Source organism: Dyella sp. S184 (assembly GCF_009766065.1).
Lineage (GTDB): Bacteria > Pseudomonadota > Gammaproteobacteria > Xanthomonadales > Rhodanobacteraceae > Rhodanobacter.
In genome coordinates this window covers 1,295,285-1,318,757 of record NZ_LMUE01000002.1, presented here as the reverse complement: position 1 = coordinate 1,318,757, position 23,473 = coordinate 1,295,285, and the positions used below count along the sequence as shown (strand labels likewise).

General features: G+C 63.0%; 19 protein-coding genes and 3 tRNA genes. 18 read left to right on the top strand and 4 right to left on the bottom strand.

Annotated elements, in window-relative coordinates; translation table 11 throughout:
- Positions 1-105 precede the first annotated feature (105 nt).
- Together clpS and clpA are read left to right on the top strand one after the other, a co-directional pair.
- On the top strand, positions 106-432 hold the full coding sequence (gene clpS / locus GSQ75_RS05775; RefSeq protein ID WP_158753515.1) for an ATP-dependent Clp protease adapter ClpS: 327 nt from the start codon (positions 106-108) through the stop codon (positions 430-432).
- A 66-nt stretch (positions 433-498) separates the two neighbouring features.
- A complete protein-coding gene (gene clpA / locus GSQ75_RS05770; RefSeq protein ID WP_158753514.1) occupies positions 499-2,778 on the top strand; it encodes an ATP-dependent Clp protease ATP-binding subunit ClpA in 2,280 nt (759 codons plus the stop codon).
- A gap of 131 nt (positions 2,779-2,909) precedes the next feature.
- Here clpA and infA read toward each other — a convergent pair whose 3' ends face one another.
- The gene (infA, locus tag GSQ75_RS05765) at positions 2,910-3,128 is read right to left on the bottom strand and encodes a translation initiation factor IF-1 (RefSeq protein ID WP_007508585.1); all 219 of its coding nucleotides are present in this window, start codon (positions 3,126-3,128) and stop codon (positions 2,910-2,912) included.
- A gap of 124 nt (positions 3,129-3,252) precedes the next feature.
- Complete coding sequence (locus GSQ75_RS05760) at positions 3,253-3,528, bottom strand: polyhydroxyalkanoic acid system family protein (RefSeq protein ID WP_158753928.1); 276 nt, start codon at positions 3,526-3,528, stop codon at positions 3,253-3,255.
- 79 nt (positions 3,529-3,607) lie between these two features.
- Here GSQ75_RS05760 and GSQ75_RS05755 point away from each other — a divergent pair, with 79 nt between their 5' ends.
- The 15 genes from GSQ75_RS05755 to GSQ75_RS05685 all read left to right on the top strand — a co-directional run bounded on the left by GSQ75_RS05755 (position 3,608) and on the right by GSQ75_RS05685 (position 18,645).
- Positions 3,608-4,375, top strand: coding sequence for an FHA domain-containing protein (locus GSQ75_RS05755; protein ID WP_158753513.1), 768 nt, complete (start codon positions 3,608-3,610; stop codon positions 4,373-4,375).
- 78 nt (positions 4,376-4,453) lie between these two features.
- On the top strand, positions 4,454-5,539 hold the full coding sequence (serC, locus tag GSQ75_RS05750; RefSeq protein ID WP_158753512.1) for a 3-phosphoserine/phosphohydroxythreonine transaminase: 1,086 nt from the start codon (positions 4,454-4,456) through the stop codon (positions 5,537-5,539).
- Positions 5,540-5,628: 89 nt separating this feature from the next.
- Entirely contained in the window at positions 5,629-6,717 is a 1,089-nt protein-coding gene (gene pheA, locus GSQ75_RS05745; protein ID WP_158753511.1) for a prephenate dehydratase, read from the top strand.
- Between the two features lie 28 nt (positions 6,718-6,745).
- Entirely contained in the window at positions 6,746-8,068 is a 1,323-nt protein-coding gene (aroA, locus tag GSQ75_RS05740; RefSeq protein ID WP_254058445.1) for a 3-phosphoshikimate 1-carboxyvinyltransferase, read from the top strand.
- A 62-nt stretch (positions 8,069-8,130) separates the two neighbouring features.
- Complete coding sequence (kdsB, locus tag GSQ75_RS05735; RefSeq protein WP_158753509.1) at positions 8,131-8,910, top strand: 3-deoxy-manno-octulosonate cytidylyltransferase; 780 nt, start codon at positions 8,131-8,133, stop codon at positions 8,908-8,910.
- 64 nt (positions 8,911-8,974) lie between these two features.
- Positions 8,975-10,801, top strand: coding sequence for an excinuclease ABC subunit UvrC (gene uvrC, locus GSQ75_RS05730; RefSeq protein ID WP_158753508.1), 1,827 nt, complete (start codon positions 8,975-8,977; stop codon positions 10,799-10,801).
- Positions 10,802-10,873: 72 nt separating this feature from the next.
- On the top strand, positions 10,874-11,485 hold the full coding sequence (gene pgsA / locus GSQ75_RS05725; RefSeq protein ID WP_158753507.1) for a CDP-diacylglycerol--glycerol-3-phosphate 3-phosphatidyltransferase: 612 nt from the start codon (positions 10,874-10,876) through the stop codon (positions 11,483-11,485).
- Positions 11,486-11,542: 57 nt separating this feature from the next.
- Positions 11,543-11,618 (top strand) — tRNA-Gly (locus GSQ75_RS05720).
- Positions 11,619-11,761: 143 nt separating this feature from the next.
- Positions 11,762-11,837, top strand: a tRNA-Gly gene (locus tag GSQ75_RS05715).
- Positions 11,838-11,919: 82 nt separating this feature from the next.
- Positions 11,920-11,993, top strand: a tRNA-Cys gene (locus tag GSQ75_RS05710).
- 235 nt (positions 11,994-12,228) lie between these two features.
- Positions 12,229-12,936: a DUF3348 domain-containing protein gene (locus GSQ75_RS05705; protein WP_158753506.1), complete on the top strand. Its 708-nt coding sequence runs from the start codon at positions 12,229-12,231 to the stop codon at positions 12,934-12,936.
- Positions 12,937-12,946: 10 nt separating this feature from the next.
- On the top strand, positions 12,947-15,043 hold the full coding sequence (locus tag GSQ75_RS05700) for a DUF802 domain-containing protein (protein WP_158753505.1): 2,097 nt from the start codon (positions 12,947-12,949) through the stop codon (positions 15,041-15,043).
- Positions 15,040-15,687 carry an OmpA family protein gene (locus GSQ75_RS05695; protein WP_158753504.1) on the top strand — a complete coding sequence of 216 codons (648 nt, stop codon included), beginning with the start codon at positions 15,040-15,042 and terminating at the stop codon, positions 15,685-15,687. Before GSQ75_RS05700 ends, GSQ75_RS05695 begins: the two co-directional genes overlap by 4 nt.
- Positions 15,680-16,336, top strand: a complete 657-nt coding sequence (locus GSQ75_RS05690; protein WP_158753503.1) for a DUF2894 domain-containing protein — start codon at positions 15,680-15,682, stop codon at positions 16,334-16,336. The genes GSQ75_RS05695 and GSQ75_RS05690 overlap by 8 nt, the downstream gene beginning before the upstream one ends.
- Before the next feature lie 62 nt (positions 16,337-16,398).
- The gene (locus tag GSQ75_RS05685) at positions 16,399-18,645 is read left to right on the top strand and encodes a glycoside hydrolase family 3 protein (protein ID WP_158753502.1); all 2,247 of its coding nucleotides are present in this window, start codon (positions 16,399-16,401) and stop codon (positions 18,643-18,645) included.
- Positions 18,646-18,686: 41 nt separating this feature from the next.
- Here GSQ75_RS05685 and GSQ75_RS05680 read toward each other — a convergent pair whose 3' ends face one another.
- Together GSQ75_RS05680 and GSQ75_RS05675 are read right to left on the bottom strand one after the other, a co-directional pair.
- Positions 18,687-20,015, bottom strand: a complete 1,329-nt coding sequence (locus tag GSQ75_RS05680) for a DUF2252 domain-containing protein (RefSeq protein WP_256369798.1) — start codon at positions 20,013-20,015, stop codon at positions 18,687-18,689.
- 274 nt (positions 20,016-20,289) lie between these two features.
- Positions 20,290-22,185 carry an alpha/beta fold hydrolase gene (locus GSQ75_RS05675; RefSeq protein WP_158753500.1) on the bottom strand — a complete coding sequence of 632 codons (1,896 nt, stop codon included), beginning with the start codon at positions 22,183-22,185 and terminating at the stop codon, positions 20,290-20,292.
- Positions 22,186-22,362: 177 nt separating this feature from the next.
- Here GSQ75_RS05675 and GSQ75_RS05670 point away from each other — a divergent pair, with 177 nt between their 5' ends.
- The gene (locus tag GSQ75_RS05670) at positions 22,363-23,397 is read left to right on the top strand and encodes a DUF4105 domain-containing protein (RefSeq protein WP_254058443.1); all 1,035 of its coding nucleotides are present in this window, start codon (positions 22,363-22,365) and stop codon (positions 23,395-23,397) included.
- Positions 23,398-23,473 lie beyond the last annotated feature (76 nt).

The following is a 23,473-nucleotide window of genomic DNA, read 5'->3' as shown; positions in this document are numbered from 1 at the left end:
CTGGAAAAGCGGCCATTGTGCCATTACCTCATGCGGAGCCATCGCTGCGGTGGTGCATCCCCTGCGGCGTATACTTCGTATCAGAGATCGAATACCCAAGAAACCATGGCCCACGAATCCGAACATGAGCACGACAGCGGCCGCGGACTGGCGCTGGAAACCGCCAAGCCTGAAGTGGCGCGACCACCGCTTTTTCAGGTGCTGCTGCTGAATGATGACTTCACCCCGATGGATTTCGTGGTCGAGGTGCTACGCGGCTTTTTCAACCTGGACCAGGAGCAGGCAGTGCAGGTGATGTTGCATGTACATACGCGCGGCAAGGGCGTATGTGGTGTATTTACCCGCGAGGTAGCCGAAACCAAGGTAACCCATGTAAACGAATATTCACGTTCCCATCAGCACCCATTGTTGTGCACTATGGAAAAGCTCTGAGCGACCCCATTTCGTGCTCATCGCGGCGCTGAAGGCCGCTCAACATTGCAAGCGGAGACGATCCGAATGTTCAGCAAGGATCTTGAAGTCACCATCGGCCATTGCTACAAGCAGGCCCGCGAACAGCGCCATGAGTTCATGACGGTGGAGCACCTGCTGCTGGCACTGACCGAAAACCAGTCGGCGGTGGGCGCCCTGCGCGCCTGCGGCGTGGATCTGCCACGCCTGTCGACCGAACTCGAACGCATCATCACCGAGACCGTGCCGGTGCTGCCGCACGGCGACGAGCGCGATACGCAGCCCACGCTGGGCTTCCAGCGGGTGCTGCAGCGCGCGGTGTACCACGTGCAGTCTTCCGGGCGGAAAGAGGTCACCGGCGCCAATGTGCTGGTGGCGATCTTCGGCGAGAAGGACTCGCACGCTGTGTATTTCATGCACCAGCAGGAAATCACCCGGCTCGACGTGGTCAATTACATCTCGCACGGCATCGCCAAGATCGGCGACGAGCCAGCGGCCGGCGTGTCCGGTGGCAGCGAGCGTGAAGGCGAGGAGGGCGGTGAGCCGAAGGGCAATCCGCTGCACGAGTTCGCCAGCAACCTCAACGAGTTGGCGCTGGAAGGCAAGATCGACCCGCTGATCGGGCGCGCCGACGAGATCGAGCGCACGATCCAGGTGCTGTGCCGCCGGCGCAAGAACAACCCGCTGTATGTCGGCGAAGCCGGCGTGGGCAAGACAGCACTGGCCGAGGGTCTGGCCAAGCGCATCGTCGACGGCGAGGTGCCGGAGGTGCTGGAAAGCGCCACGATCTGGTCGCTGGACCTGGGTGCGCTGGTCGCCGGCACCAAGTACCGCGGCGATTTCGAGAAGCGCCTGAAGGGCGTGATCGCACAGCTGAAGAAGCAGCCGGGCTCGATTCTGTTCATCGACGAGATCCACACCATCATCGGTGCCGGTTCGGCGTCGGGTGGCACCATGGACGCCAGCAACCTGATCAAGCCGATGCTGGCTTCGGGCGAACTGCGCTGCATCGGTTCCACCACATTCCAGGAATACCGTGGCGTGTTCGAGAAGGATCGCGCGCTGGCCCGCCGTTTCCAGAAGATCGACGTGGTCGAGCCGACCGTGGCCGACAGCATCGAGATCCTCAAGGGCTTGCGCTCGCGTTTCGAGGAGCACCATCACGTCGCCTATACCAATGAGGCGCTGAAGGCGGCGGTGGACCTGTCGGTGAAGCACATTCCCGATCGCCTGCTGCCGGACAAGGCGATCGACGTGATCGACGAGGCGGGTGCACGCCAGCGACTGTTGCCGCTGGATCAGCGCACCGGCAAGGTCGATGTGAGCGAGGTCGAATACATCATCGCCAAGATGGCGCGGATTCCGGCCAAGCAGGTGTCTGCGTCGGATCGCGACGTACTGCGCAACCTGGAACGCAACCTCAAGATGGTGGTGTTCGGCCAGGATCCGGCGATCGAGGCGCTGGCCGCGTCGATCAAGATGGCCCGTTCGGGGCTGGCCGATCCGTCCAAGCCGATCGGGTGCTTCCTGCTCGCCGGCCCCACCGGCGTGGGCAAGACCGAAGTGACCAAGCAGCTGGCGATGCAGCTGGGCATCGAGATGATCCGCTTCGACATGTCCGAGTACATGGAAGGTCATTCGGTGTCGCGGCTGGTCGGCGCGCCTCCGGGCTATGTCGGTTTCGACCAGGGTGGCCTGCTGACCGAGGCGGTGACCAAGCATCCGCATGCGGTACTGCTGCTGGACGAGATCGAGAAGGCGCATCCGGATGTGTTCAACATCCTGTTGCAGGTGATGGATCGTGGCGTACTGACCGACACCAACGGCCGCGAGGCGAACTTCAAGAACGTGGTGGTGGTGATGACCACCAACGCGGGCGCGGCGCTGGCTTCACGGCGCAGCATGGGTTTCGTCGAGCAGAGGCACGAGTCGGACGCGATGGAAGTGATTCGCCGCATCTTCACGCCGGAATTCCGCAACCGGCTGGACGCGATCATCCAGTTCAGTGCGCTCGACTTCGAGCACATCCTGCGCGTGGTCGACAAGTTCCTGATCGAGCTTGAAAGCCAGTTGACCGAGAAACAGGTGAGCCTGGACGTGGATGGAGAGGCCCGCCGCTGGCTGGCCGAGCATGGTTTCGATCCGCAGATGGGCGCACGGCCGATGTCGCGGGTGATCCAGGAAAAGGTGAAGCGTGCGCTGGCCGATGAACTGCTGTTCGGCAAGCTGGCCGACGGTGGCAGGGTCCGCCTGAGCGTGCGCGATGGCGAGCTGCGGGTCGACTGCGAGGCTATTGAAAAATTGCCAGCGGTGGTCGAGCCGGGCTGAGCCGTTTCGTGGAATGATGGGCAAAGCAAAGGCGGCGCATTGCGCCGCCTTTCGTTTCCAGCACCTTCGGATCGAATCGCGTCGTATGGAGTCTGTCCCGCTGCGCATCAGCGCATCAGGAATGACCCGCCTTACTTCATGCGATACGTGATACGACCCTTGCTCAGGTCGTACGGGGTCATTTCGATCTTGACCTTGTCGCCGGTGAGGATGCGGATGTAGTGCTTGCGCATGCGGCCGGAAATGTGGGCGATGATCACGTGCCCATTCTCCAATTGCACACGAAACATGGTGTTGGGCAAGGTCTCCTGGACCGTGCCTTCCATTTCGATGACGTCGTCTTTAGCCATGTGTTCCGGGGTTCACGCACAGCCGTCATGGCTGCGTAAGCCGTCGATTATGCCATGGATTGTGGTTCTGGTTAAAGAAACATCAAGCGGCACCCTGGGACCATTCAGCGCGTCCCGGTGACGATCAGGCGAAATGTTCGTCCAGCTTGCGCCGGATCTCCTGCTCGACCATGCCCTTCAGCGGGGAGAACATCAGCCCGAGTTCGGCATTGACCTGGATCGCATCGCTGCTGACGGCGATCGTGCCTTTCACGCCGGGTCGTGAAAAACGCAACGTGTCGCCATCCCATTGTCCGTCCACGCCAAGCTTTTCGTGCATCCGCGCGGCCACCTTGTCGACCACGGCACGGGCCTCGGCAATCGACAGCTGATGCGCGCGGCGGATATCGATTTTTGGCATGACAGGCTCCAGGTAAACGCACATCTTAATGGCATGCGTCTGCATGCTAGAGTTTCGCGGTCTTTCCGGCGGTTGATCCATGCGTATCGAATTCCCCAATGCGGCTCGTGAGGACTTTCACTGGACGCAGGCGCAGTTGCGCATCGGCAGCGCGTCCGACAACGACCTGGTGCTGGCTGCAACCCAGGCTGCGCCCCAGCACCTACGGATCCAGCAGGATCGTCGGGGATGGGTGTTGCAGGTCATGCCGTCGGCCGATCGCATCTACGTCAATGCGCGACCGGTGCGCGAACGTGCGTTGCTGCGCCTGGGTGACGTGGTCAGCGTGGGCGACTGCCGCATGTTGCTGCGCGCCGATCAGGATCCGTCCTTGCGCCCACCGCTCAGCGTGCCCGAGCAGGGGCGCTGCACGGTAGCCTTGCGTGCCGTGGCCGGCCCGCTGTCCGGTCGGGTATTGCCGCTGCAGGGCAGCCTGGAATTGGGACCGCAGGGGAATTGTCCGCTGGAGCTGCCGCAGGGTGACGTCGTCGCCTTGCGCATTTCCTGGCAGGAAGGTCAGCTGTTGCTGGAAACCACCCAGCCATCCGGGCGCCATCCGCTGCGGGTCAATGGCGTCACGGTGCAGAAGCTGGCCTTGCAGCCTGGTGATCAGATCGGCCTGGCGATGCATCGCTTCATCGTCGAAGCACCGGGGATGGAGCCGGAACCTGAGATCGTGATGCCCGAGCCGCCACCGGAGCACCTACCCGAAGAAGCGGCCGGCCCGACGGGTGAAGTCTGGTGGCTGATCGTGACCGCTGCCGTGCTGGCACTAGGCATTGCACTGGTGCTGTTGATCCGCTTCTGAGTCGATCGCCTTTAGTTGACCACTCCATGCTGCGCCGCGCCATAATGCGTGAAACACCACGATGGGATGCAGCGGCAAGTGAGCAGAGTCTGGAATTTCAGCGCCGGTCCGGCGGCGCTGCCACTGGCGGTACTCGAACGCGCCCAGCGCGAATTGCTGGACTGGAACGGCAGCGGTGCCTCGGTGATGGAGCAGTCCCATCGCGGCAAGCGCTTCATCGAGATGGCTGCACAGGCTGAAGCCGATCTGCGCGCTTTGCTGGCGATTCCCACCGACTACGCCGTGCTATTCCTGCAGGGCGGCGCCACCCAGCTGTTCGCGCAGATCCCGATGAATCTCGCCGGTGAGGGCGACTGCGCCGATTACATCGACAGCGGCCACTGGAGTTCGAAAGCGATCAGTGAGGCGGCGCCGTATGTGCGCGCCAACGTGGCCGCCAGCGGCAAGGCCGACGATTACCTGAAGCTGCCATCGCGCGACAGCTGGCAGCTCGATCCGCGGGCCGCCTATGTGCACTACACGCCGAACGAGACGATCCACGGCGTGGAATTCCACGACATTCCCGCGGTGGGTGCGGTGCCGCTCGTGGCCGACATGTCGTCGAATATCCTGTCCGAGCCGCTCGACATCTCGCGCTTCGGGCTGATCTACGCCGGTGCGCAGAAGAACATCGGTCCGTCCGGGCTGGTGGTGATGATCATCCGGTGCGACCTGCTGCAGCGGGCCGGCCGGCCGATGGCGAAGATCTTCCGCTTCGCGGAGCAGGCCGCGAACGACTCGATGCTCAACACGCCGAACACCTGGGGCTGGTACCTGGCCGGGCTGACCTTCCAGTGGCTGAAGGAGCAGGGCGGTGTCGCCGTGATCGGCGAGCGCAATCGCGCCAAGGCTGCATTGCTGTACCAGTCCATCGACGGTTCGGGCGGCTATTACCGCAACCCGATCGATCCATCCGCACGTTCGCGCATGAATGTGCCGTTTACCCTGCACGACAGCGCGCTGGATGCAGCCTTTCTCAAGGAGTCCGAAGCTGCTGGCCTGCTGGCGCTGAAAGGGCACAAGGCGATCGGCGGCATGCGCGCGTCGCTGTACAACGCGGTGCCGCTGGAGGCTGTGCAGGCGCTGACGGCCTTCATGCAGGATTTTGCCGCGCGGCATGGCTGATTGGCCGGAAATGTTGGCCGAAAGCAGCAGTTTTCAGGCATGATGCCAATCCACGATTTGGACTTCTATACATCCAGGCGGCTAAAGGCATGACCGATAAAAAGACACCGCTGAACGAGATGCGCGAGCGCATCGACAGCATCGACCGACAGATCCAGCAGCTGATTTCCGAGCGCGCCAACCACGCGCAGACGGTGGCGAAAGTGAAGGGTTCGGGGCTTTCGGCGATCGACTATTACCGTCCGGAACGCGAAGCCCATGTGCTGCGCATGGTGGTGGACCGCAACGACGGCCCGCTGTCCGATACCGAAATGGTGCGGCTGTTCCGCGAGATCATGTCCTCCTGCCTGGCACAGGAAGATCCGCTGAAGATCGGTTTCCTAGGGCCCGAAGGCACGTTCAGCGAGCAGGCGGTGCGCAAGCATTTCGGCCATGCCGCCTACGGCCTGCCCTTGGGCAGCATCGAGGAAGTGTTCCAGGAAGTCGCTGCCGGCCATGCCGATTTCGGCGTAGTACCGGTGGAGAACTCCGGGCAGGGCATGATCCAGGTCACGCTGGACATGTTCCTCACTTCCGAAGCCACCATCTGCGGCGAAGTGGAGCTGCGCGTGCACCAGTGCCTGCATTCGCAGCTGGGCAAGCTGGAGGACGTCAAGCGTGTCTACGCACATGCGCAGTCGCTGCAGCAGTGCAAGACCTGGTTGCGGATCAACCTGCCTGGCGTCGAATGCATCGCGGTGGGCAGCAATGCCGAGGCCGCGCGGCTGGCACGGCACGCCGATGATGCGGCAGCGATCGCGGGTGAGACGGCCGGCAAAATCTACGGTCTCAAGACCGTGGCGCAGGGCATCGAGGATCGCGCCGACAACACCACGCGCTTCCTGGTGATCGGCCGTTCGCTGTTCCCGCCATCCGGCAACGATCGCACCTCGCTGCTGATCACCGTGAACGACAAGCCAGGCGCGCTCTACGACGTGCTCAGCCCGTTCGCCAAGCACGGCATCAGCCTGAACCGGATCGAGTCGCGGCCGGCACATACTGGCAAGTGGCAGTACGCATTCTTCATCGACGTCTCCGGCCATATCGACGATGACGCGTTGCAAGCTGCAGTACACGATATCGGCGAGTCGGCAGCGACGATACGCGTGCTGGGTTCCTACCCGGTGGCACTGCCCTGATCCACGCGATGGGCATGGAGAATTTCGCTTGAATCATGTCGACCAGAACAGTCTCGACTGGAGCAGTCAACCGGGCCGACCTTTGCGTGGCAGCGTGCGAGTGCCTGGCGACAAGTCGGTATCGCATCGTGCGCTGATGCTGGCCGCCATCGCCGAAGGGGACTCGCGCATCCGCGGCTTCCTCGAGGGCGAAGATACCCGCGCCACCGCGGCCGTGCTGTCACAGCTCGGCGTACGCATCGAGACACCGTCGGCAGGTGAGCGCGTGGTGCACGGCGTTGGCCTGCATGGCCTGCGCGGCTCGTCGCAGCCACTCGATTGTGGCAACGCCGGTACCGGCATGCGCCTGCTGACCGGCTTGCTGGCCGGGCAGGCCTTCGACAGCACTCTGGTCGGCGATGACTCGCTCTCGAAGCGGCCGATGCGCCGGGTGACTGATCCGCTGGCGTCCATGGGCGCGCGCATCGACACGCGCGATGGCTTGCCGCCGTTGCACGTGCATGGCGGCCAGCCATTGCGCGGGATCCATTACGAGCTGCCGGTTGCCAGTGCACAGGTGAAGTCCGCGCTGCTGCTGGCTGGCCTGTACGCCGCGGGCGAGACCCAAATCGTCGAGCCGCATCCGACCCGCGACTACACCGAGCGCATGCTGGCGGCGTTCGGCTGGCCGATCACCTTTTCGCCCGGCCACGCCCGACTCGCCGGTGGCCATGTCCTGCGTGCAACCGATGTCGACGTGCCGGCCGACTTTTCCTCGGCGGCATTCTTCCTGGTCGCCGCCAGCATCGCGCCGGGCTCCGAGTTGCGCCTGCCGGCGGTGGGTCTCAATCCGCGTCGCACCGGCTTGCTGCAGGCACTGCGCCTGATGGGCGCGGACATCACGGTCGAACAGGAACGCGAGGCCGGCGGTGAGCCGGTGGGCGATCTGGTCGTGCGCCATGCGCCGCTGCATGGTGTCGAGTTGCCTGAGGCACTGGTGCCCGACATGATCGACGAGTTTCCCGCGCTGTTCATCGCGGCAGCCGTCGCCGGCGGCCGTACGGTCATCCGCGGTGCTGCCGAATTGCGCGTGAAGGAGTCCGATCGCATTGCCACGATGGCTACGGGCCTGCGTGCGCTTGGCGCCATGATCGAGGAGACCCCGGATGGCGCGATCATCCATGGTGGCCGGCTCGGTGCTGGCACCGTGGAAAGCCATCTCGACCATCGCATCGCGATGAGCTTCGCGGTGGCCGGGCTGGTTGCGACGGGGCCGGTGCAGATCAATGACTGTCGCCACGTTGCCACCTCTTTTCCGGGCTTTCTGGAGCTGGCCAATGGTTGTGGCTTCGCACTGCAGGCTGCCGTCTGAACCGTCCGCTCGCCTGCGTGCAAGGTTGCGGCTAGGCTTGCGCTCTAGTTGAAGGGTTACCCATGTCCAACGCCGTGCCTCCGTTCATCGTCGCCATTCCCGCTCGTTACGGCTCGACCCGCCTGCCGGCCAAGCCGCTGCGGGAGATTGGCGGCGTGCCGATGGTGGTGCGGGTGGCGCAGCGTGCGCTGCAGGCCGGCGCGCGCCAGGTCGTGGTAGCGGTGGACGATCAGCGAATCGCCGATGCACTCGCCGGACAAGAAGGGGTGCAAATCTGCATGACCCGCAACGATCACGCATCAGGCAGCGACCGGCTGGCCGAGTGCGCGGCACACTACGGCTGGGCTGACGACAGCATCGTGGTGAACCTGCAGGGTGACGAGCCATTTGCGCCGGCTGCAGGCATCCGCGCGGTGGCCAAGGCGCTCGCCGGTGACGATGCGCCCATGGCGACCCTGGCTACGCCGATCATTGATGCCGAGGAACTGTTCGATCCGAACGTGGTGAAGCTTGTACGCACGGCGAACGGGCGGGCGCTGTACTTCAGCCGGGCACCGTTGCCATGGGCACGCGATGCATTTGCCATGAATCGGGATGCGTTGCCGTCCGGCTCGCCGTTCCTTCGGCATATCGGCATCTATGCGTACCGTGCCGGATTCCTGGCGCGTTACGCGCGCCTTTCGCGCACGCCGCTGGAACAGACCGAATCGCTGGAGCAGCTGCGTGTGCTCGAACACGGCCATGCGATCGCGGTACGCCTGACCCCCGAGCCGTTCCCGCCGGGCATCGATACCGAGGCCGATCTCGATCGCGCCGAACAGTGGTTGCGTACGCATCATTGAGCCACCACTTCGGGTGGGAATGCCAGCGCCTCCGGCCACTATCCACACCCGCTAGAATGCCCGCATGCAGCCCGCGCAACCGCCACCCTTCGACGGCAAGGCCTTCGTCAGCACGCTCACCTCTTCACCCGGCGTCTATCGTCATTTCGACGCGGCCGGTGAGTTGTTGTATGTCGGCAAGGCCGGCAATCTCAAGAAGCGCGTCGGCAGCTATTTCCTGAAGCCGCGGATGGAGCCGCGCATCGCCGCGATGGTGGCGCAGATCGCCCGTGTCGATATCACCGTGACGCGCACCGAGGGCGAGGCGCTGCTGCTGGAGTCGCAGCTGATCAAGTCGCTGAAGCCGCGCTACAACATTCTTCTGCGCGACGACAAAAGCTACCCATATATTTACCTGTCCGGTGGCGAGGACTATCCACGGCTGGCATTCCATCGCGGCGCCCGCAACTTGCCGGGGCGCTATTTCGGGCCGTATCCGAGTACCTACGCGGTGCGCGAAAGCCTCAGCCTGATGCAGAAGCTGTTCAAGGTGCGCCAGTGTGAGGACAGCTATTTTCGCAACCGCTCGCGGCCGTGCCTGCAGCACCAGATCGGCCGCTGCACTGCGCCGTGCGTGCAGCTGATCAGCACCGAGGATTACCGCAGCGATGTGCGCCACGCCGAGATGTTCCTGGAGGGGCGCAGTAACGCGGTGATCGACGAACTGGCCGAGGCGATGGAACGTGCCAGCAAGTCGCTGCAATTCGAGCGGGCGGCGACCCTGCGCGACCAGGTGGCGGCATTGCGCCAGCTGCAGGCGCAGCATCACGTGCAAGGCGCCAGCGCCGACATGGACGTGATCGCCTGCCGCATCGAGTCGGGCATGGCCTGCATCAGCGTGCTGTTCTTCCGCAATGGCATCAGTCTCGGCACGCGCGATTTCTTTCCGCGCCTGCCACTGGATGCCGAGCCTGCCGACGTGCTGGCCCAATTCATCGCGCAGTATTACCTCGACCGGCCGGTGCCGCGCGAACTGATCCTCTGTGAACCGGTTGCCGACCAGGAGATCCTGGCGGAACTGCTGGCCCAGCAATCCGGTCATGTGGTCGAACTTAAATCCAGCGTGCGCGGCGATCGCGCGCAATTCCTGCAGATGGCCGAGCGCAATGCGCAGGCTTCACTGACCGCCCGTCTGGCGAGCCGGCAGACCCTGGGTGCGCGCTTCGACGACCTGCAGAAAATACTCGAGCTGGCCACATCGCCACGCCGCATCGAATGTTTCGACATCAGCCATACCATGGGTGAGGCGACCGTCGCCTCGTGCGTGGTGTTCGGGCCGGAAGGGCCGGAGAAATCGCACTACCGGCGCTTCAATATCGCCGGCATCACGCCCGGTGATGATTACGCTGCCATGCATCAGGCGCTCACCCGACGCTTTCGCAAGGTCGCCGAAGGCGAGGGCGTGCGCCCGGACATCCTGCTGATCGACGGCGGCAGCGGGCAGGTGGCGCAGGCGCTGGATGTGCTGAAAGAACTTGGTGTCACCGGCATCGAAGTGGTCGGCGTGGCCAAGGGGCCGGGGCGGCGCGCAGGCGAGGAAACGCTGGTCCTGGCTGACTCCGGCCGCGAGCTGCATCCGGGCTCCTCATCACCTGCATTGCACCTGGTTGCCGCCGTACGCGACGAAGCCCACCGCTTCGCCATCAGCGGTCATCGCAAGCGGCGCGAGAAGGCGCGTGAGCGCAGCGTGCTGGAAGAGGTGCAGGGCATCGGCGCACGTCGCCGCTCGGCACTGCTCAAGGCATTTGGTGGCCTCGCCGGCGTGGAGAGCGCAGGGGTCGAGGAACTGATGCAGGTCAAGGGCATCGATCGCGGCTTGGCCGAGCGCATCTATGCCAGCCTGCATGGCTGAACGAATCGGATGTAAATCATTCATTCGTTGCGCGATGGCATGCGACACTGTGGCAACTCTTCGGAACAACTCATGCGTATCAACCTGCCAACCTGGCTGACCCTGTTTCGCGTCGCACTGCTGCCGGTCATGGTGGTGGTTTTCTATGCGCCATTTCGCGGTCACAACATCACCGCGGCAATCGTGTTCGTGCTGGCGGCGTTCACGGATTGGCTGGATGGCTACCTGGCTCGCCGGATGAACCTGACCTCGGCGTTCGGTGCGTTTCTCGATCCGGTCGCCGACAAGCTGATGGTGGCAGTCACGCTCTTCCTGCTGGTGCAGTCGCATCCCAACAGTGGTTGGTCCGGCATCCTGATGGCGGTGACCGCAGCGGTGATCGTCGGGCGCGAGATCAGCGTCTCGGCTCTGCGTGAATGGATGGCTGAAGTCGGCATGAGCGCCACCATCAAGGTCGCCTTCATCGGCAAGCTCAAGACCGTCATGCAGATGGTCGCGCTGGTCGTGTTGATCGTGCAGCACGAGAAGGAAGCCACGGCCCTGCGTCTGTACCACATCGGCGAAGGGTTGCTGGTGATCGCAGGCATCCTGACGATCTGGTCCGGCGTGTACTACCTGCGCGCGGCATGGCCGACCCTGCGCGGCGACATGCCACAGCAACCGCCGGGCGGCAGCGGCACCTGACCAGCGCGGCACGGGCTTGACGATCTGCATTCACGTATTAGAATGCGCGGCTCCAATGCGGGAATAGCTCAGTTGGTAGAGCACGACCTTGCCAAGGTCGGGGTCGCGAGTTCGAGTCTCGTTTCCCGCTCCAGTTTTTCTGCAAAGCCCTGACCTGTTCGGGGCTTTGTTGTTTCAGTGCTTGGGCCGGTTCGCGCGGGCGGCGAATCGGGTCGATAAAAGACGGTCACGGCTATTCACAACCGTCATCGTTCTGTTATCATTCGCTGCTCAGATGCGGGAATAGCTCAGTTGGTAGAGCACGACCTTGCCAAGGTCGGGGTCGCGAGTTCGAGTCTCGTTTCCCGCTCCAGTTTCATGCAAAGCCTCGGCCCACCGGGGTTTTGTTTTTTAAAAGCACCTGCGATCATCATCGTCGCGATGCACTGAGCAATGGCCTGGTGGCAGAGTGGTCATGCAGCGGCCTGCAAAGCCGCGTACGCCGGTTCGATTCCGACCTAGGCCTCCATTGCGATCAAAGACTTAGGCGCCCCCGGGCGCCTTTTTCTTTGCTTTTCCGGGTGGCGAACTGGCACAAGCAACACTGATTGCCGTTGACGTGAGTTTTCAGCGGCGATAAGCGCATAAAACGCGCTCGCTTTCGCTGCACGATCAGACGGCCAAATCGACCGCTTACCCTCTGTTCGACAGACAGCAGCCTCCACCCGGTTAGCGTGTAAAATGGCCGTTTGCCAGCAAGAAATATGGTGCAAGCTCCTCAACGGACGAGTGTCCGTGGCCCGACGTTCATTCGCTTGCTTGCTCGCCTGACGGACGTCGACGTTTCCCCATCCAGACAATCGCTCTCGGACCGGCTGGGCCAATGGCTCGACTGGACTCACGCCGTTGCGCTGTCCACATCGCTTGACGGCAAGCCATCTGCGGTGGGCTTCGACGTGCCGACCTTTGGCAGCGCTGAAGAGAACGAGTGCGCCCGTGTGCGTGCCTCGTTGGTCAGTACCATTGCTGGCGATCGCGCATTCGCCAAGGAGGGTGGCGCGAATGAGGCGGTCGATTACTCGGTGTTTCGTCAGCGCTATCTCGCCATCCAGCGGTCGATGCAGGCGGCCACCGGCAACCTGCGAGGCCGTCTGCGGGACATGCTTGCCCAGAGGACGGCCGACATGGCGCGGCTGGCGGCAGTGGATGCCGTCATGGAGCGTGCACTGAGCCCGCGCGAGCAGACTCTATTGGACCACGTGCCCGCGTTACTTGGGGAACACTTCGAACGGTTGCGTCAGACCGAGCAGAAGGCGTTGGCCGACGCGCAAGTATCGGAGGGCGCCCCGGCGATAGCGCCTGGGGCATGGCTGGATGTGTTTCGCAAGGATGTGCAGAGCGTGCTGCTCGCCGAACTGGACGTTCGTTTTCACCCGGTCGAAGGCCTGCTCGCAGCGCTTCGCACCAACTAACTGGGACGTCATGTTCAGAAATCTTCTAAATCTCGCCGTGTTCTTTATAGGCCTTGCCGCTGTGTGCTGGATCGGTGCCGGCTACATCGGATCCAATCCGCTGGCGACGGCCGTCACGATGTTGATTGGCGCGTGCTACCTGGCAGGCGCACTTGAGCTGCACCGCTACCGGCAAGCCACGTTCTCGCTGACGCGCGTCGTTACGGATTTGTGCGCAGCGCCGACCAGCTTGAGTGACTGGCTCGGCCGCTTGCATCCCAGCCTGCGCAACGCGACACGCCTCCGCATCGAGGGTGAGCGCGCAGCGTTGCCTCTGCCGGCGCTGACGCCGTATCTGGTTGGCTTGCTCGTCTTGCTGGGCATGCTGGGTACGCTGCTGGGCATGATGGCGACTCTTCGCGGCACCGGGATGGCGCTGGAAAGCGCGACAGATCTGCAGGCGATCCGAGGCTCTCTCGCCGCACCGGTCAAGGGTCTGGGGTTTGCGTTCGGTACCTCGATCGCAGGTGTGGCCAGTTCGGCGATGCTCGGGCTGCTTTCTGCGCTTTGCCGGCGCGAGCGGCTGCAGGCGGTGCAGCTGCTGGACGTGAAAATCGCGACGACGTTGCGCATCTATTCGCAAAGCCATCAGCGCGAGGAATCGTTCAAGCTCCTGCAGCAGCAGACCGAATTGATGCCTACCCTGGTCGATCGTCTGCAGATGATGATGGTGACGATCGAACAACAGAGCATGGCCACCAGCGAACGGCAGATGGCCAGGCATGAAACCTTCCACGCGAAGACCGAGGCAACCTATACACGCCTTGCCTCCTCCGTGGAGGCGTCGTTGAAGGAGAGCGTCGCCGAGAGTGCCCTCGCTGTCGGGGCAGCACTGCAACCGGCGATGGAGGCCACGATGGCCGGTCTTGCACGCGAAGCAGCATCGTTCCACGACACCGTTACACACGCCGTGCAGCGTCAGCTGGGGGGACTGTCGACCGGCCTCGAGACGACCACCACGACCATGGCGGCGATCTGGAACGATGCACTGGCGGAGCAGCAGCGATCGAACGAGGCGCTTGTTCAAGACATGCGCAGCTCACTGCAGCGATACACCGAAACCTTCGAGCAACGCTCGGCCGCTCTATTGGAAGGTGTCGCTGCACGCCTCGACGCCACGGCGGGCAACGCGGCGAGCGCGTGGAACAACGCGCTGTCGCGGCAAGAAGCCGTCAACGAGGATCTGGCGGCACGCAATCAGCAAGCGTTGACCGTCGCAGTGACTACGCTCGAGGAGTACGCGACGTCGCTGGTCCGCAGCGTGCACAAGTCGCATGCGGACTTGCAGGCGGTGCTGGAATCGCGGGATCAGGAACGCTTGACGACCTGGACAGATGCGTTTGGTTCGATGAGCGCTGCGTTGAGCAAGCACTGGGAGCAGACGAGCGCGCACACCGCGAGCCGGCAGCAGGAGATCTGCGACACCCTGGCGAAGACCGCGTGCGATATTTCGGCACAGACACAGGCACACGCCAGCAACACGATCGCCGAGATTTCCCGGCTCGTGGAAGCCGCGTCCGAAGCGCCCAAGGCGGCGGCCGAAGTCGTCGCCGAACTGCGCCAGAAACTCTCCGACAGCATGGTCCGCGATACCGCCATGCTGGAGGAACGCAGCCGTCTGATGGCCACGCTCGATACCCTGCTCGATGCCGTGAACCACGCGTCCACCGAGCAACGATTGGCCGTCGATACGCTGGTTGCCACGTCGGCGGATCTGCTGGACCGTGTCAGCATCCGGTTCACCGACCATATCGAGGCCGAAACCGGCAAGCTTGGCGCGGTGGCTGCGCAAGTCACCGGCAGTGCCGTCGAAGTGGCCAGTCTGGGCGAAGTATTCGGCCTGGCCGTACAGACGTTCGGCGAGTCGAACGGCATGTTGATGGAGCACCTGCAGCGCATCGAAACCGCGCTGGACAAATCTCTCTCGCGCAGTGACGAACAGCTGGCCTATTACGTGGCGCAGGCCAGGGAAGTGATCGACCTGAGCATGCTGTCGCAGCAGCAGATCATCGAGGAAATGCAGCAGCTCACCAGCCAACGGGCGCTCGCCGGGGCCGAAATGGCATGAGCGACGAACTTGATGGCGTCGAGGAGTCGACAGCACCGATCTGGGCTGCCTTCGGCGACCTGATGTCGGTGCTGCTGGGTGTGTTCGTGCTGATCCTGGTAGGCGTGATCGGCGTGCAGCTGCAACTCTCGAACAAGCTGGATGAAGCAGTCAAACAGCGACAGACCGAGGCGCAACGCCGAATGACGTTGGAGCAGGCGTTGGCGGTTCCGCTGGCCGCTGGCCGGGTGACGCTCGTCAATGGGCGCATCGGTATTCGCGGCAGTGTGTTGTTCGCGCTGAACTCCGATCAGCTTCAGCCGGAAGGGCGAGAGGTATTGAAGAGTCTGGCGGCCCCGCTTTCCGACTACCTCAAGTCTCGCGACGAAATCCTGATGGTGAGCGGCTTCACTGACGACCGGCAAGTACGCGATGGCAATCGGCAGTTTGCCGACAACTGGGAGTTGTCCGCCGAGCGCGCGTTGACCGTGACCCGTGCCTTGATCGTCGATGGCCTCCCGGCCTCCTCGGTATTTGCTGCCGCGTTCGGTGCCGAGCAGCCGGCGAGTTCGAATGCCGATGACGAGGGGCGGGCGCGGAACCGGCGTGTGGAAATTTCACCCATCCCGAAGCAGCCGACGGCGACCGTGACGCCTCATGAGTAATAGCGAAACACGCGCCCGGGCAATACTCGACGCGTGGCGCGAGCAGGACGCCGATCGCCTGAATCCCCTGCAATTTCATTTCATTGAAGCGCTGGAGCGGCGCGCGACGGGTCACGATGGCGAGGCGCGACGAATTCTGGACGACAGACTGTCCAAGCTTATCGATGCCTACGCCGACGATCTCGAAATCGCGGCATCAAACCCAGGCCATGCCAACAACGCGACAACGTCATGCACACCTGCTCGTGGGGCGCTGGGCGGACTGATCGATCACATCGCCAACTACGCGTCGACGCGCGACGACGATCTCGCCGCGAGTGACGCATCTTCTCAGGTCTCCATTTTTCCAAAATTGGAGGCGCTCGATGAGTTCAGAAAAACCTGGTCCGAGGTCCGCACGAAAAGCCAGGTTCGGCAGTCGCTGGAGCAGGTGCCTGCCAATGCTGGCCCCCTCAACTCGGGCAGCCTCGTACACCGGTCGCTCACCCTCATGCGCGAGCTTTCGCCAGGGTATCTCCAGCAGTTCCTGTCGTACGTCGACACCATGTCGTGGATGGAACAGATGAGCGACGGTGGGGCCCTGGCAGCCAAGGATGGGCCTCGAGCCGTGAGTGCCAGAAAACGTGCTCGGGGTAAACCGCGCGGGTAACGTGAGTGAAGTTGGCCTTCCGACATGGCATCCTTGCGGATGAGCGAATCCGGAGAGCTGCCATGAACTTGCGTTGTCGTCTGGACCATTGCCTGACCCTCGCCTGCGCCATCGGCATGGCGTCGATGGCGGCCACAGCTGCGCAAGCGCCGGAACGACCGTGGATGAATACGTCGCTGTCGCCCGACCAGCGTGCTGAGCTGGTGCTCAAGGCGATGACGCAGGACGAGAAGTTCCGCTTGATCCGTTCCGATTTCGGCGAAGCCAATAACGGCCGGCCCATGCCCGTCGGTGCACTGAATTCGGCCGGGTACGTGCCTGCGATATCGCGGCTGGGTCTGCCAGCCTTGCAGGAGAGCGATGCGGGGCTGGGCATCGCGCGTCCTGATTTGAACGGCAAGGGTGCCACCTCATTGCCTTCGGGACTGGCGACGGCGGCGAGCTTTGACCCGCAGCTGGCGTACGCCGGTGGAGCGATGATAGGTGGCGAGGCGAGGCGCAGGGGTTTCAATGTGCTGCTTGCGGGTGGCCTCGATCTGGAGCGCGATCCTCGCAACGGGCGCAACTTCGAATACGCCGGCGAAGACCCGCTGCTGGCCGGCATTATCGTCGGCCACGCCGTGCAGGGTGTGCAGAGCCAGCAGGTCATCGCCACCGTCAAGCACTTTGCGCTGAATGCGCTGGAAACCGGGCGCCACACGCTCAGCGCGCAGATCGACCCGAAAGCGGCCCATGAATCGGACCTGCTCGCTTTCGAGATCGCCATCGGCATCGGTCATCCTGGTGCGGTGATGTGTGCTTACAACCGCGTCAATGCGGTGTATGCCTGTGAGAACGATTGGCTGCTCAATCAGGTGCTGAAACACGACTGGGCCTATCCGGGCTTCGTGATGTCCGACTGGGGCGCCGTGTACAGCGCGGGAAAGGCAGTGCTGGCCGGGCTGGACCAGGAATCGGCCGGCGAGTCTTTCGACCAGACGGTGTATTTCGACAAACCGCTGCGCGCGGCTGTCGCGTCCGGCGAAGTGCCGCAGGCGCGTATCGACGACATGGTGCGGCGCATCCTGCGCAGCATGTTCGCGGTCGGCGTGATTGATCACCCATCAAAGCAGGGATCGCTCGATTACGCTGCCGATGGTTCGGTGGCACAACGGGCGGAGGAAGCCGGTGCCGTGCTCCTGCGCAACGAGGATGATCTGCTGCCGCTGTCGCCGAGGCTGGCATCCATCGCAGTGATCGGCGGGCACGCTGACCTTGGCGTGCTGAGCGGCGGCGGCTCCTCGGCGGTCACTCCACCCGATGGCAATGCGACCAACGAGCTGCCGCCGCCGCAAGAGTGGCCGGGCCCACGCTTCTATCAACCGTCGCCACCGCTGGCAGCGATCAGCCGCCGTGTGCACGGAAAGGTGCAGTACAACGATGGCCGCGACATCGCGGCGGCGGCGCAGCTGGCTGCTCACTCGGACGTCGCCGTGGTGTTCGTCGAGCAGTGGTCGGCCGAATCGTTCGACTGGCCCCATATGACGGTGCCTGACAACCAGGACGCGCTCGTTGCGGCGGTGGCCAAGGCCAACCCGCACACCATCGTGGTGCTCGAGAACAACGGGCCGTTGAGCATGCCGTGGCTGGGGCAGGTGGGTGCGGTACTCGAGGCCTGGTATCCGGGCGCCCGCGGTGGCGAAGCGATCACGCGGCTGCTGTTTGGCGAGGTGGCGCCCTCAGGTCGTCTGCCGATGAGCTGGCCGCGCGACGAATCGCAGTTGCCACGTCCGCAGATTCCCGGCGCCGGCTTCACCCCGATCGGGCTGATGCCTCAAGGCCAGCCAGCCGACTCGGTCGATTACAACATCGAGGGTGCGGACGTCGGTTATCGCTGGTTCCAGCGTCGTGGCATCGAACCGCTGTTCGCCTTCGGCTATGGGTTGAGCTATACCCACTTCGGCTACGACAAGTTGCAGGTGCAGTGGAAGAGCGGGCGGCTGGTCGCCAGCTTTGACGTGAGCAATCAAGGCAAGCGCGACGGTGTCGATGTGCCGCAGCTTTATGTGACGCTACCGGGAAGTGGGCAGGTGCGTCGTCTCGCCGGCTGGAGCCGCATCGCGCTGAAAGCTGGCGAGACGCGGCATTTGGAGATCACGGCCGATCCGCGCATCCTCGCCAACTATGACGCGACAACGCATTTGTGGCTGCGTTCAGCGGGGCATTACCAGCTGCAGCTGGGGCATTCGTCTTCGTCGTTTGAAGGAAACAGCAGCATCGAGCTGCAGGCGGGTCAGTGCGCGACCAATGCATGCCGCATGTTGCCTTGACCTGAAGAACAGGGGCCGAAGGCGATCGTTACATGCCGCGGTCAACCAATGACGCGTGCCTCGACACGCCCCTGGCGCACGGCACGTACGAGCGCCTGGTGATCACGTTCATTTTGATTGGCGTAGCCAGCAGCGAACGATGCAATGGCATCCGGAAAGGCATCGCCTTTCCCTAGATATGCGCCCAGCATTACCGCGTCGCCGGTTCGCGCATGCGCACGCGCCAAGGCCCGCCCACAGAGCTTTGCATAGTTGCGAAGATTCGTCGGCTTCATGACGGTGGTGTCAGGAGAGATCTTGGCATCGCGAAGTTGGCGAACATAGAACTGGCGTGTACCACCCCGGGTCCACCCAAGAAAAATGTCGCTTGCCGACTGCATCATGCGCTGTCCGACGACCACGCGCTGGCCGTGATGCTTGTAGATACTCGCGCCGGCGTAGGGTTCGATGACCGAGGTTCGCGCCTCCTTGAACTGCAGGAACAACGGGTCCCCCGAGCCGGAGACCATGAGCAGGATGCCGCAATACGTCCCCACACTGCCGACACCCACCACTTTCATCGCCACATCGACAATCTTGAAACGATCCAGCAGAAGCCGCCTTTGCGGCTGAAGCGTGAGGCGATAATGCGCGAAGGCGCGATCGACCACCTTGCGGTTCTTGACCGCGTCGCTTGCATCGTCATGGTAGATGAGCGGTGGTTCATCGCGAATACGTGGAGGCAGGCCATCCGCCACGGCGAATTTCACGAATTCCTTGGTGTGCACCGTATATTCGGTGGCTTTTCTCAGCCGCGATGTCGCGAGCTTCTTCATCGTCGGATCGGCGATTTGATCAATGATCTTGTGGAGATCGAGGTAGTCATACCAGGCTTCGAGCAGCGGCATTTCTCCGTACTCGATCAGGCGATCGCGATAAGCGCTGGTCGCGTACCAGGCAGCATCCCGTCCTACATCCCTGGAAAATCCGTTGGCCTGTGCCGCGATGAAGAAGCTTGCCGCAAGCCGCTTGATATCCCACTCCCATGGGCCAACGCTGGTTTCATCAAAATCATTGATATCGAAAACCAGTCGGCGCTCGGGTGTGGCAAATCCACCGAAGTTCAATAGATGACAATCACCACAGATCTGCAGAGGCACACCCGTTGAGGGTGTATGCGCCAGGTCCCCCGCCATGATGGCTGCGCCACCACGATAGAAAGCGAATGGCGATTCCATCATGCGGCCATAACGTATGGGTACAAGATGGGGAACGCGTCCCTCGGAACTGGCAATCAGTGTGTCAACAGGGTCATGTCGATTCCTCGGAGGTTTCCAACCCGCATGTGACTTGCGCGGACAATCGGATCGCAGGGACCGCGCAAGCTTCAACCGTTCCTCAATCGACTGAATATGCGTCTGCTTTGGTAGATGCGCCTCAACTGTGTTGGATACCTTTTGCCCGCTAGTCGTCCGGCTGCCGGTTCGGGAACGGGCAACTTGCAGGTGGGAGGACGTCGTCATGAGATTCGTCTCCGTCAGGCATCAGCCAATGGATGGCCATATTAGCTGCAGATAAGGCGATGGATTCGAGCCAGTCTGAAAGCAACTCCGCATCAGCTGGCACGGCGGAGTTACAGAATCTTGTCGCATCGGCAATAGCAAGCTATGGCCGCGCTTCGTCGAGCGCCGCTACATGAAGCCTGAGAATTCTGCGCAATTCCAGGATCGCCGCAGGCGTTTCCTGCACGCTGTGCCATGAGGGAACGGCGAGTTCGGAGTCAGCGCCGTCCAGGTGCGAGCTCTTGTAGGGCACCAGGCCGTCGTCGCTGTACTGCAACGGGCCTTTAGATTTGTAGACGCCGACAATCGTGTGATAGCGCACGTGCGGCGAGATCGGCAGGTTCGCGGCGGCGACGATGAAAGGATCGGTATCGCTTAGGTTGTCGATGCCGTTGGGTATGCGCAGGGGCGAACCCGTGTTGGTGTCGTCCTTCAGCAGGTCGGACAGGCTCGCCACTTCCTTCAGCACGCTGAGGGGCAGGCGGACCAGGTTGCCGATCCAGCGTGCCAGCCGGTGCTGGGCGTAAGGCGTGCCGCGATGCGGGGTGGCCAGGAAGACGGCACGGGTCACCTGCGGCATCGGCGTGAACTGCAGATAGGGCGCGAGGCGTTCGTGCAGCATGGCCCGTTTTGCCGGCGACAGATCGGCACGCTCCGGCACGAGGCTCCACAGCTTGTCGCCACTCGATGACACCAGCAGGCGTGCGATGAGGCCACCCATGCTGTGCCCTATCAGCACCATGTTCTGCGACGCGCGTGCGTGGCCGGAGGGGTCGAAGTGCTGCAGCGTCGCATCGAGTGCCTTGCGGATATTGGCGAGATTGACCGCGACTGGCGCGTTGGTGGGGTAATAGATCTCCCACACTTGGTAATTGCGGCGTAGCTCCTCGTCGCCCATGACTTCGTTCGCCACGTTGATCCACGCTTCCGGGCTGCTGCCTAGCCCATGCAGCATGACCACGGTCAGGCGATTGGGATCGTACGGCTGCATCATCAGCACACGCGGTGTCGTGATGCCGCCCTCGCGGCCCAGCAGGGAACGGATCGACTGGCTGGCGAAGCCGGAGCGGGCCAGCCAGATGCCATAGGCGGCGGTGAAGTTCGCACCCAGCGGCACGGTGCGGCCGCCAATCGTGATGGTGTCGTCGCGATAGGGGTCCCGGACCAGCAACTGCACCCGCTTTGCCGACAGCACCTGGTCCAGCGTGTTGCCATCGAAGACCAGCGCACCGGTCATCGACGCGTAGTCGGGCTCTCGCCATGGCACGTCGTCGTTGGGTGCTTCGGGTGGCGTCACGGCGACGAAGTCCGAGCCAAAACCATCGCGCTGGTAGACGTTGCGCAACCCTTTGAAACGCAGGTCGGCTGCGGGAATCAGCTCGGTCGGTACGCGTGCGTTGTCGGCCAGCCGCAGATCAGTCTGCGGGCGCATCACGGCCCAACCGGCCAGCGAGGTCTGCGTCCACTGCGCACCCAACTGCGGCAGCTCCTGGAAGAAGCGGCTCACCGTGCGTTGCACGGCAAAGTTGTAGAACCCGATCACCTGCACCTGACGCAGGGCGAAGGCGCGATCGGCGGGCGATCGCGCGGTATAGAACAGATAGGCATAGGCATAGCGTGCGGACTGCAGGAACGCGTCAAGGGTCCGGTCTTCCATCGCCGTGCCTGCTTTGGCCCGATCGGTCCTGATCGCCTTGCCCAGCCACAGCTCGGCCAGCGCGGACAGTCGCTGTTCGTCATTCAACCCTGGCGAGTGCGCAACGGTATCCGTGCAGGTGGTGAATTCATGCTGGCAACTGTCGACGGTCAGCGCCACCACGTTGAGTGCCTGTACCGTACGATCACTCAACCGGTTGGCGCCGATCACGTCGGCACGCCGTTCGTTGACATAGTCGTGCGTCTTGACGCGACTCACTCCGACCATCGCGCAGGCGTTGAGGCAAAGCAGCACGGCGAGGGCGACGCATCGCGTGATCCGGGCGCGCGTTCCACGTTTCATGCTGCGTCGTGTCCATTCAGCCGGGCGGTTGCCGGATTGTAGCCATGGCGGATCATCACGACGACTCCCACGGTGACCGAAGCCGGCTGCGGGCTCCGGAGCATGCCTCGGCTGTGCGTTGTCTTCGTGCGGCCAAAGCGGCACGCTTGGATCATTGGCTGACCTGGCGGAAACGAGATGGCGAAGAAGCTCTGGATGATCGGCCGGATGGTACTCATCGCGGTGATGGCGCTGGTCACGTTTTGTTCGGGCGCGTGGGGCGCTCTTGCGCTGTGGTACCAATTGCCGGGCAACCTGGCCACCCGCACGATCGGCAGTGCTATCTGGGTGATCGGCGTGATCGCGCTGGTCATCCTTGCGATCAACCGGCGTAGCTGGTTGCCATTTGGCATCTACGTCTTGAGCTATGCCGTTCTGATGTTCTGGTGGGTGAGCATAGCGCCATCCAATAACCGGATCTGGGCCGGCGACACATCCCGCCTGCTCACCGGTAACGTGGAAGGCAGCCAGGTCACCCTGAACAACGTGCGCGACTTCAGCTGGCGCACCGACGACGACTACGATGCCCGCTGGGAAACCCGTCACTACGACCTGGATCACCTGGCCTCGGCCGATGCCGTGTTGTCCTATTGGGGCAGCGCGGCTATCGCGCACGCGATGATCTCCTTTGGCTTCGACGACGGCAGCCACGTGGTCTTTTCGGTGGAGATCCGCAAGAAACGCGGCCAGCAGTACTCGGCCATCGGCGGCTTCTTCAAGCAGTTCGAAACGATCCTGACCGCCGCTGACGAGCGCGACATCATCCGTGTACGCACCAATGTGCGCGGCGAGGACGATTACCTGTATCCCCTGCGCATGGACAGGGCTGCGATGCGCGCGCTGTTCCTCTCCTACGTGCATGCCGCGAACAGGCTGGCCGTCACCCCGGCGTTCTACAACACGATCACGTCAAACTGCACAACCATCGTCTACCGCATGGCCAGACAGATCGATCCCGGGCTGCCTTGGGATGTCCGTTTGTTGCTGACCGGCTATCTGCCGGAATACCTCTACAAGGTGGGCGCGCTGGATCGCCGCGTGCCGATCGCCGAACTGCGTCAACGCGGCCGCATCACCGAACGGGCCAGGAACAGCAAGCCCGGAGACGATTTCTCCCGAGTGATTCGAGTGGGCATCGTTGAGCCAGAGGACGCCCCGGATGCACACCATTGAAGCGCTGCGCATAAAAGCCGCCGCAGGCGATCCAGCACGGCGTTTCGCATCATCAAGCGATAACGCCGCTGGCCCC

What these genes read in the sequence shown, in the direction of transcription:
- pheA (WP_158753511.1), top strand. Translation starts at nt 5,629, where the DNA reads ATGACCGATAAAAAGACACCGCTGAACGAGATGCGCGAGCGCATCGAC.
- GSQ75_RS05705 (WP_158753506.1), top strand. Translation starts at nt 12,229, where the DNA reads ATGGTGCAAGCTCCTCAACGGACGAGTGTCCGTGGCCCGACGTTCATT.
- clpS (WP_158753515.1), top strand. Translation starts at nt 106, where the DNA reads ATGGCCCACGAATCCGAACATGAGCACGACAGCGGCCGCGGACTGGCG.
- GSQ75_RS05675 (WP_158753500.1), bottom strand. Translation starts at nt 22,185, where the DNA reads ATGAAACGTGGAACGCGCGCCCGGATCACGCGATGCGTCGCCCTCGCC.
- kdsB (WP_158753509.1), top strand. Translation starts at nt 8,131, where the DNA reads ATGTCCAACGCCGTGCCTCCGTTCATCGTCGCCATTCCCGCTCGTTAC.
- uvrC (WP_158753508.1), top strand. Translation starts at nt 8,975, where the DNA reads ATGCAGCCCGCGCAACCGCCACCCTTCGACGGCAAGGCCTTCGTCAGC.
- clpA (WP_158753514.1), top strand. Translation starts at nt 499, where the DNA reads ATGTTCAGCAAGGATCTTGAAGTCACCATCGGCCATTGCTACAAGCAG.
- GSQ75_RS05700 (WP_158753505.1), top strand. Translation starts at nt 12,947, where the DNA reads ATGTTCAGAAATCTTCTAAATCTCGCCGTGTTCTTTATAGGCCTTGCC.
- GSQ75_RS05695 (WP_158753504.1), top strand. Translation starts at nt 15,040, where the DNA reads ATGAGCGACGAACTTGATGGCGTCGAGGAGTCGACAGCACCGATCTGG.
- GSQ75_RS05670 (WP_254058443.1), top strand. Translation starts at nt 22,363, where the DNA reads ATGGCGAAGAAGCTCTGGATGATCGGCCGGATGGTACTCATCGCGGTG.
- infA (WP_007508585.1), bottom strand. Translation starts at nt 3,128, where the DNA reads ATGGCTAAAGACGACGTCATCGAAATGGAAGGCACGGTCCAGGAGACC.
- GSQ75_RS05690 (WP_158753503.1), top strand. Translation starts at nt 15,680, where the DNA reads ATGAGTAATAGCGAAACACGCGCCCGGGCAATACTCGACGCGTGGCGC.
- GSQ75_RS05755 (WP_158753513.1), top strand. Translation starts at nt 3,608, where the DNA reads ATGCGTATCGAATTCCCCAATGCGGCTCGTGAGGACTTTCACTGGACG.
- GSQ75_RS05685 (WP_158753502.1), top strand. Translation starts at nt 16,399, where the DNA reads ATGAACTTGCGTTGTCGTCTGGACCATTGCCTGACCCTCGCCTGCGCC.
- pgsA (WP_158753507.1), top strand. Translation starts at nt 10,874, where the DNA reads ATGCGTATCAACCTGCCAACCTGGCTGACCCTGTTTCGCGTCGCACTG.
- GSQ75_RS05760 (WP_158753928.1), bottom strand. Translation starts at nt 3,528, where the DNA reads ATGCCAAAAATCGATATCCGCCGCGCGCATCAGCTGTCGATTGCCGAG.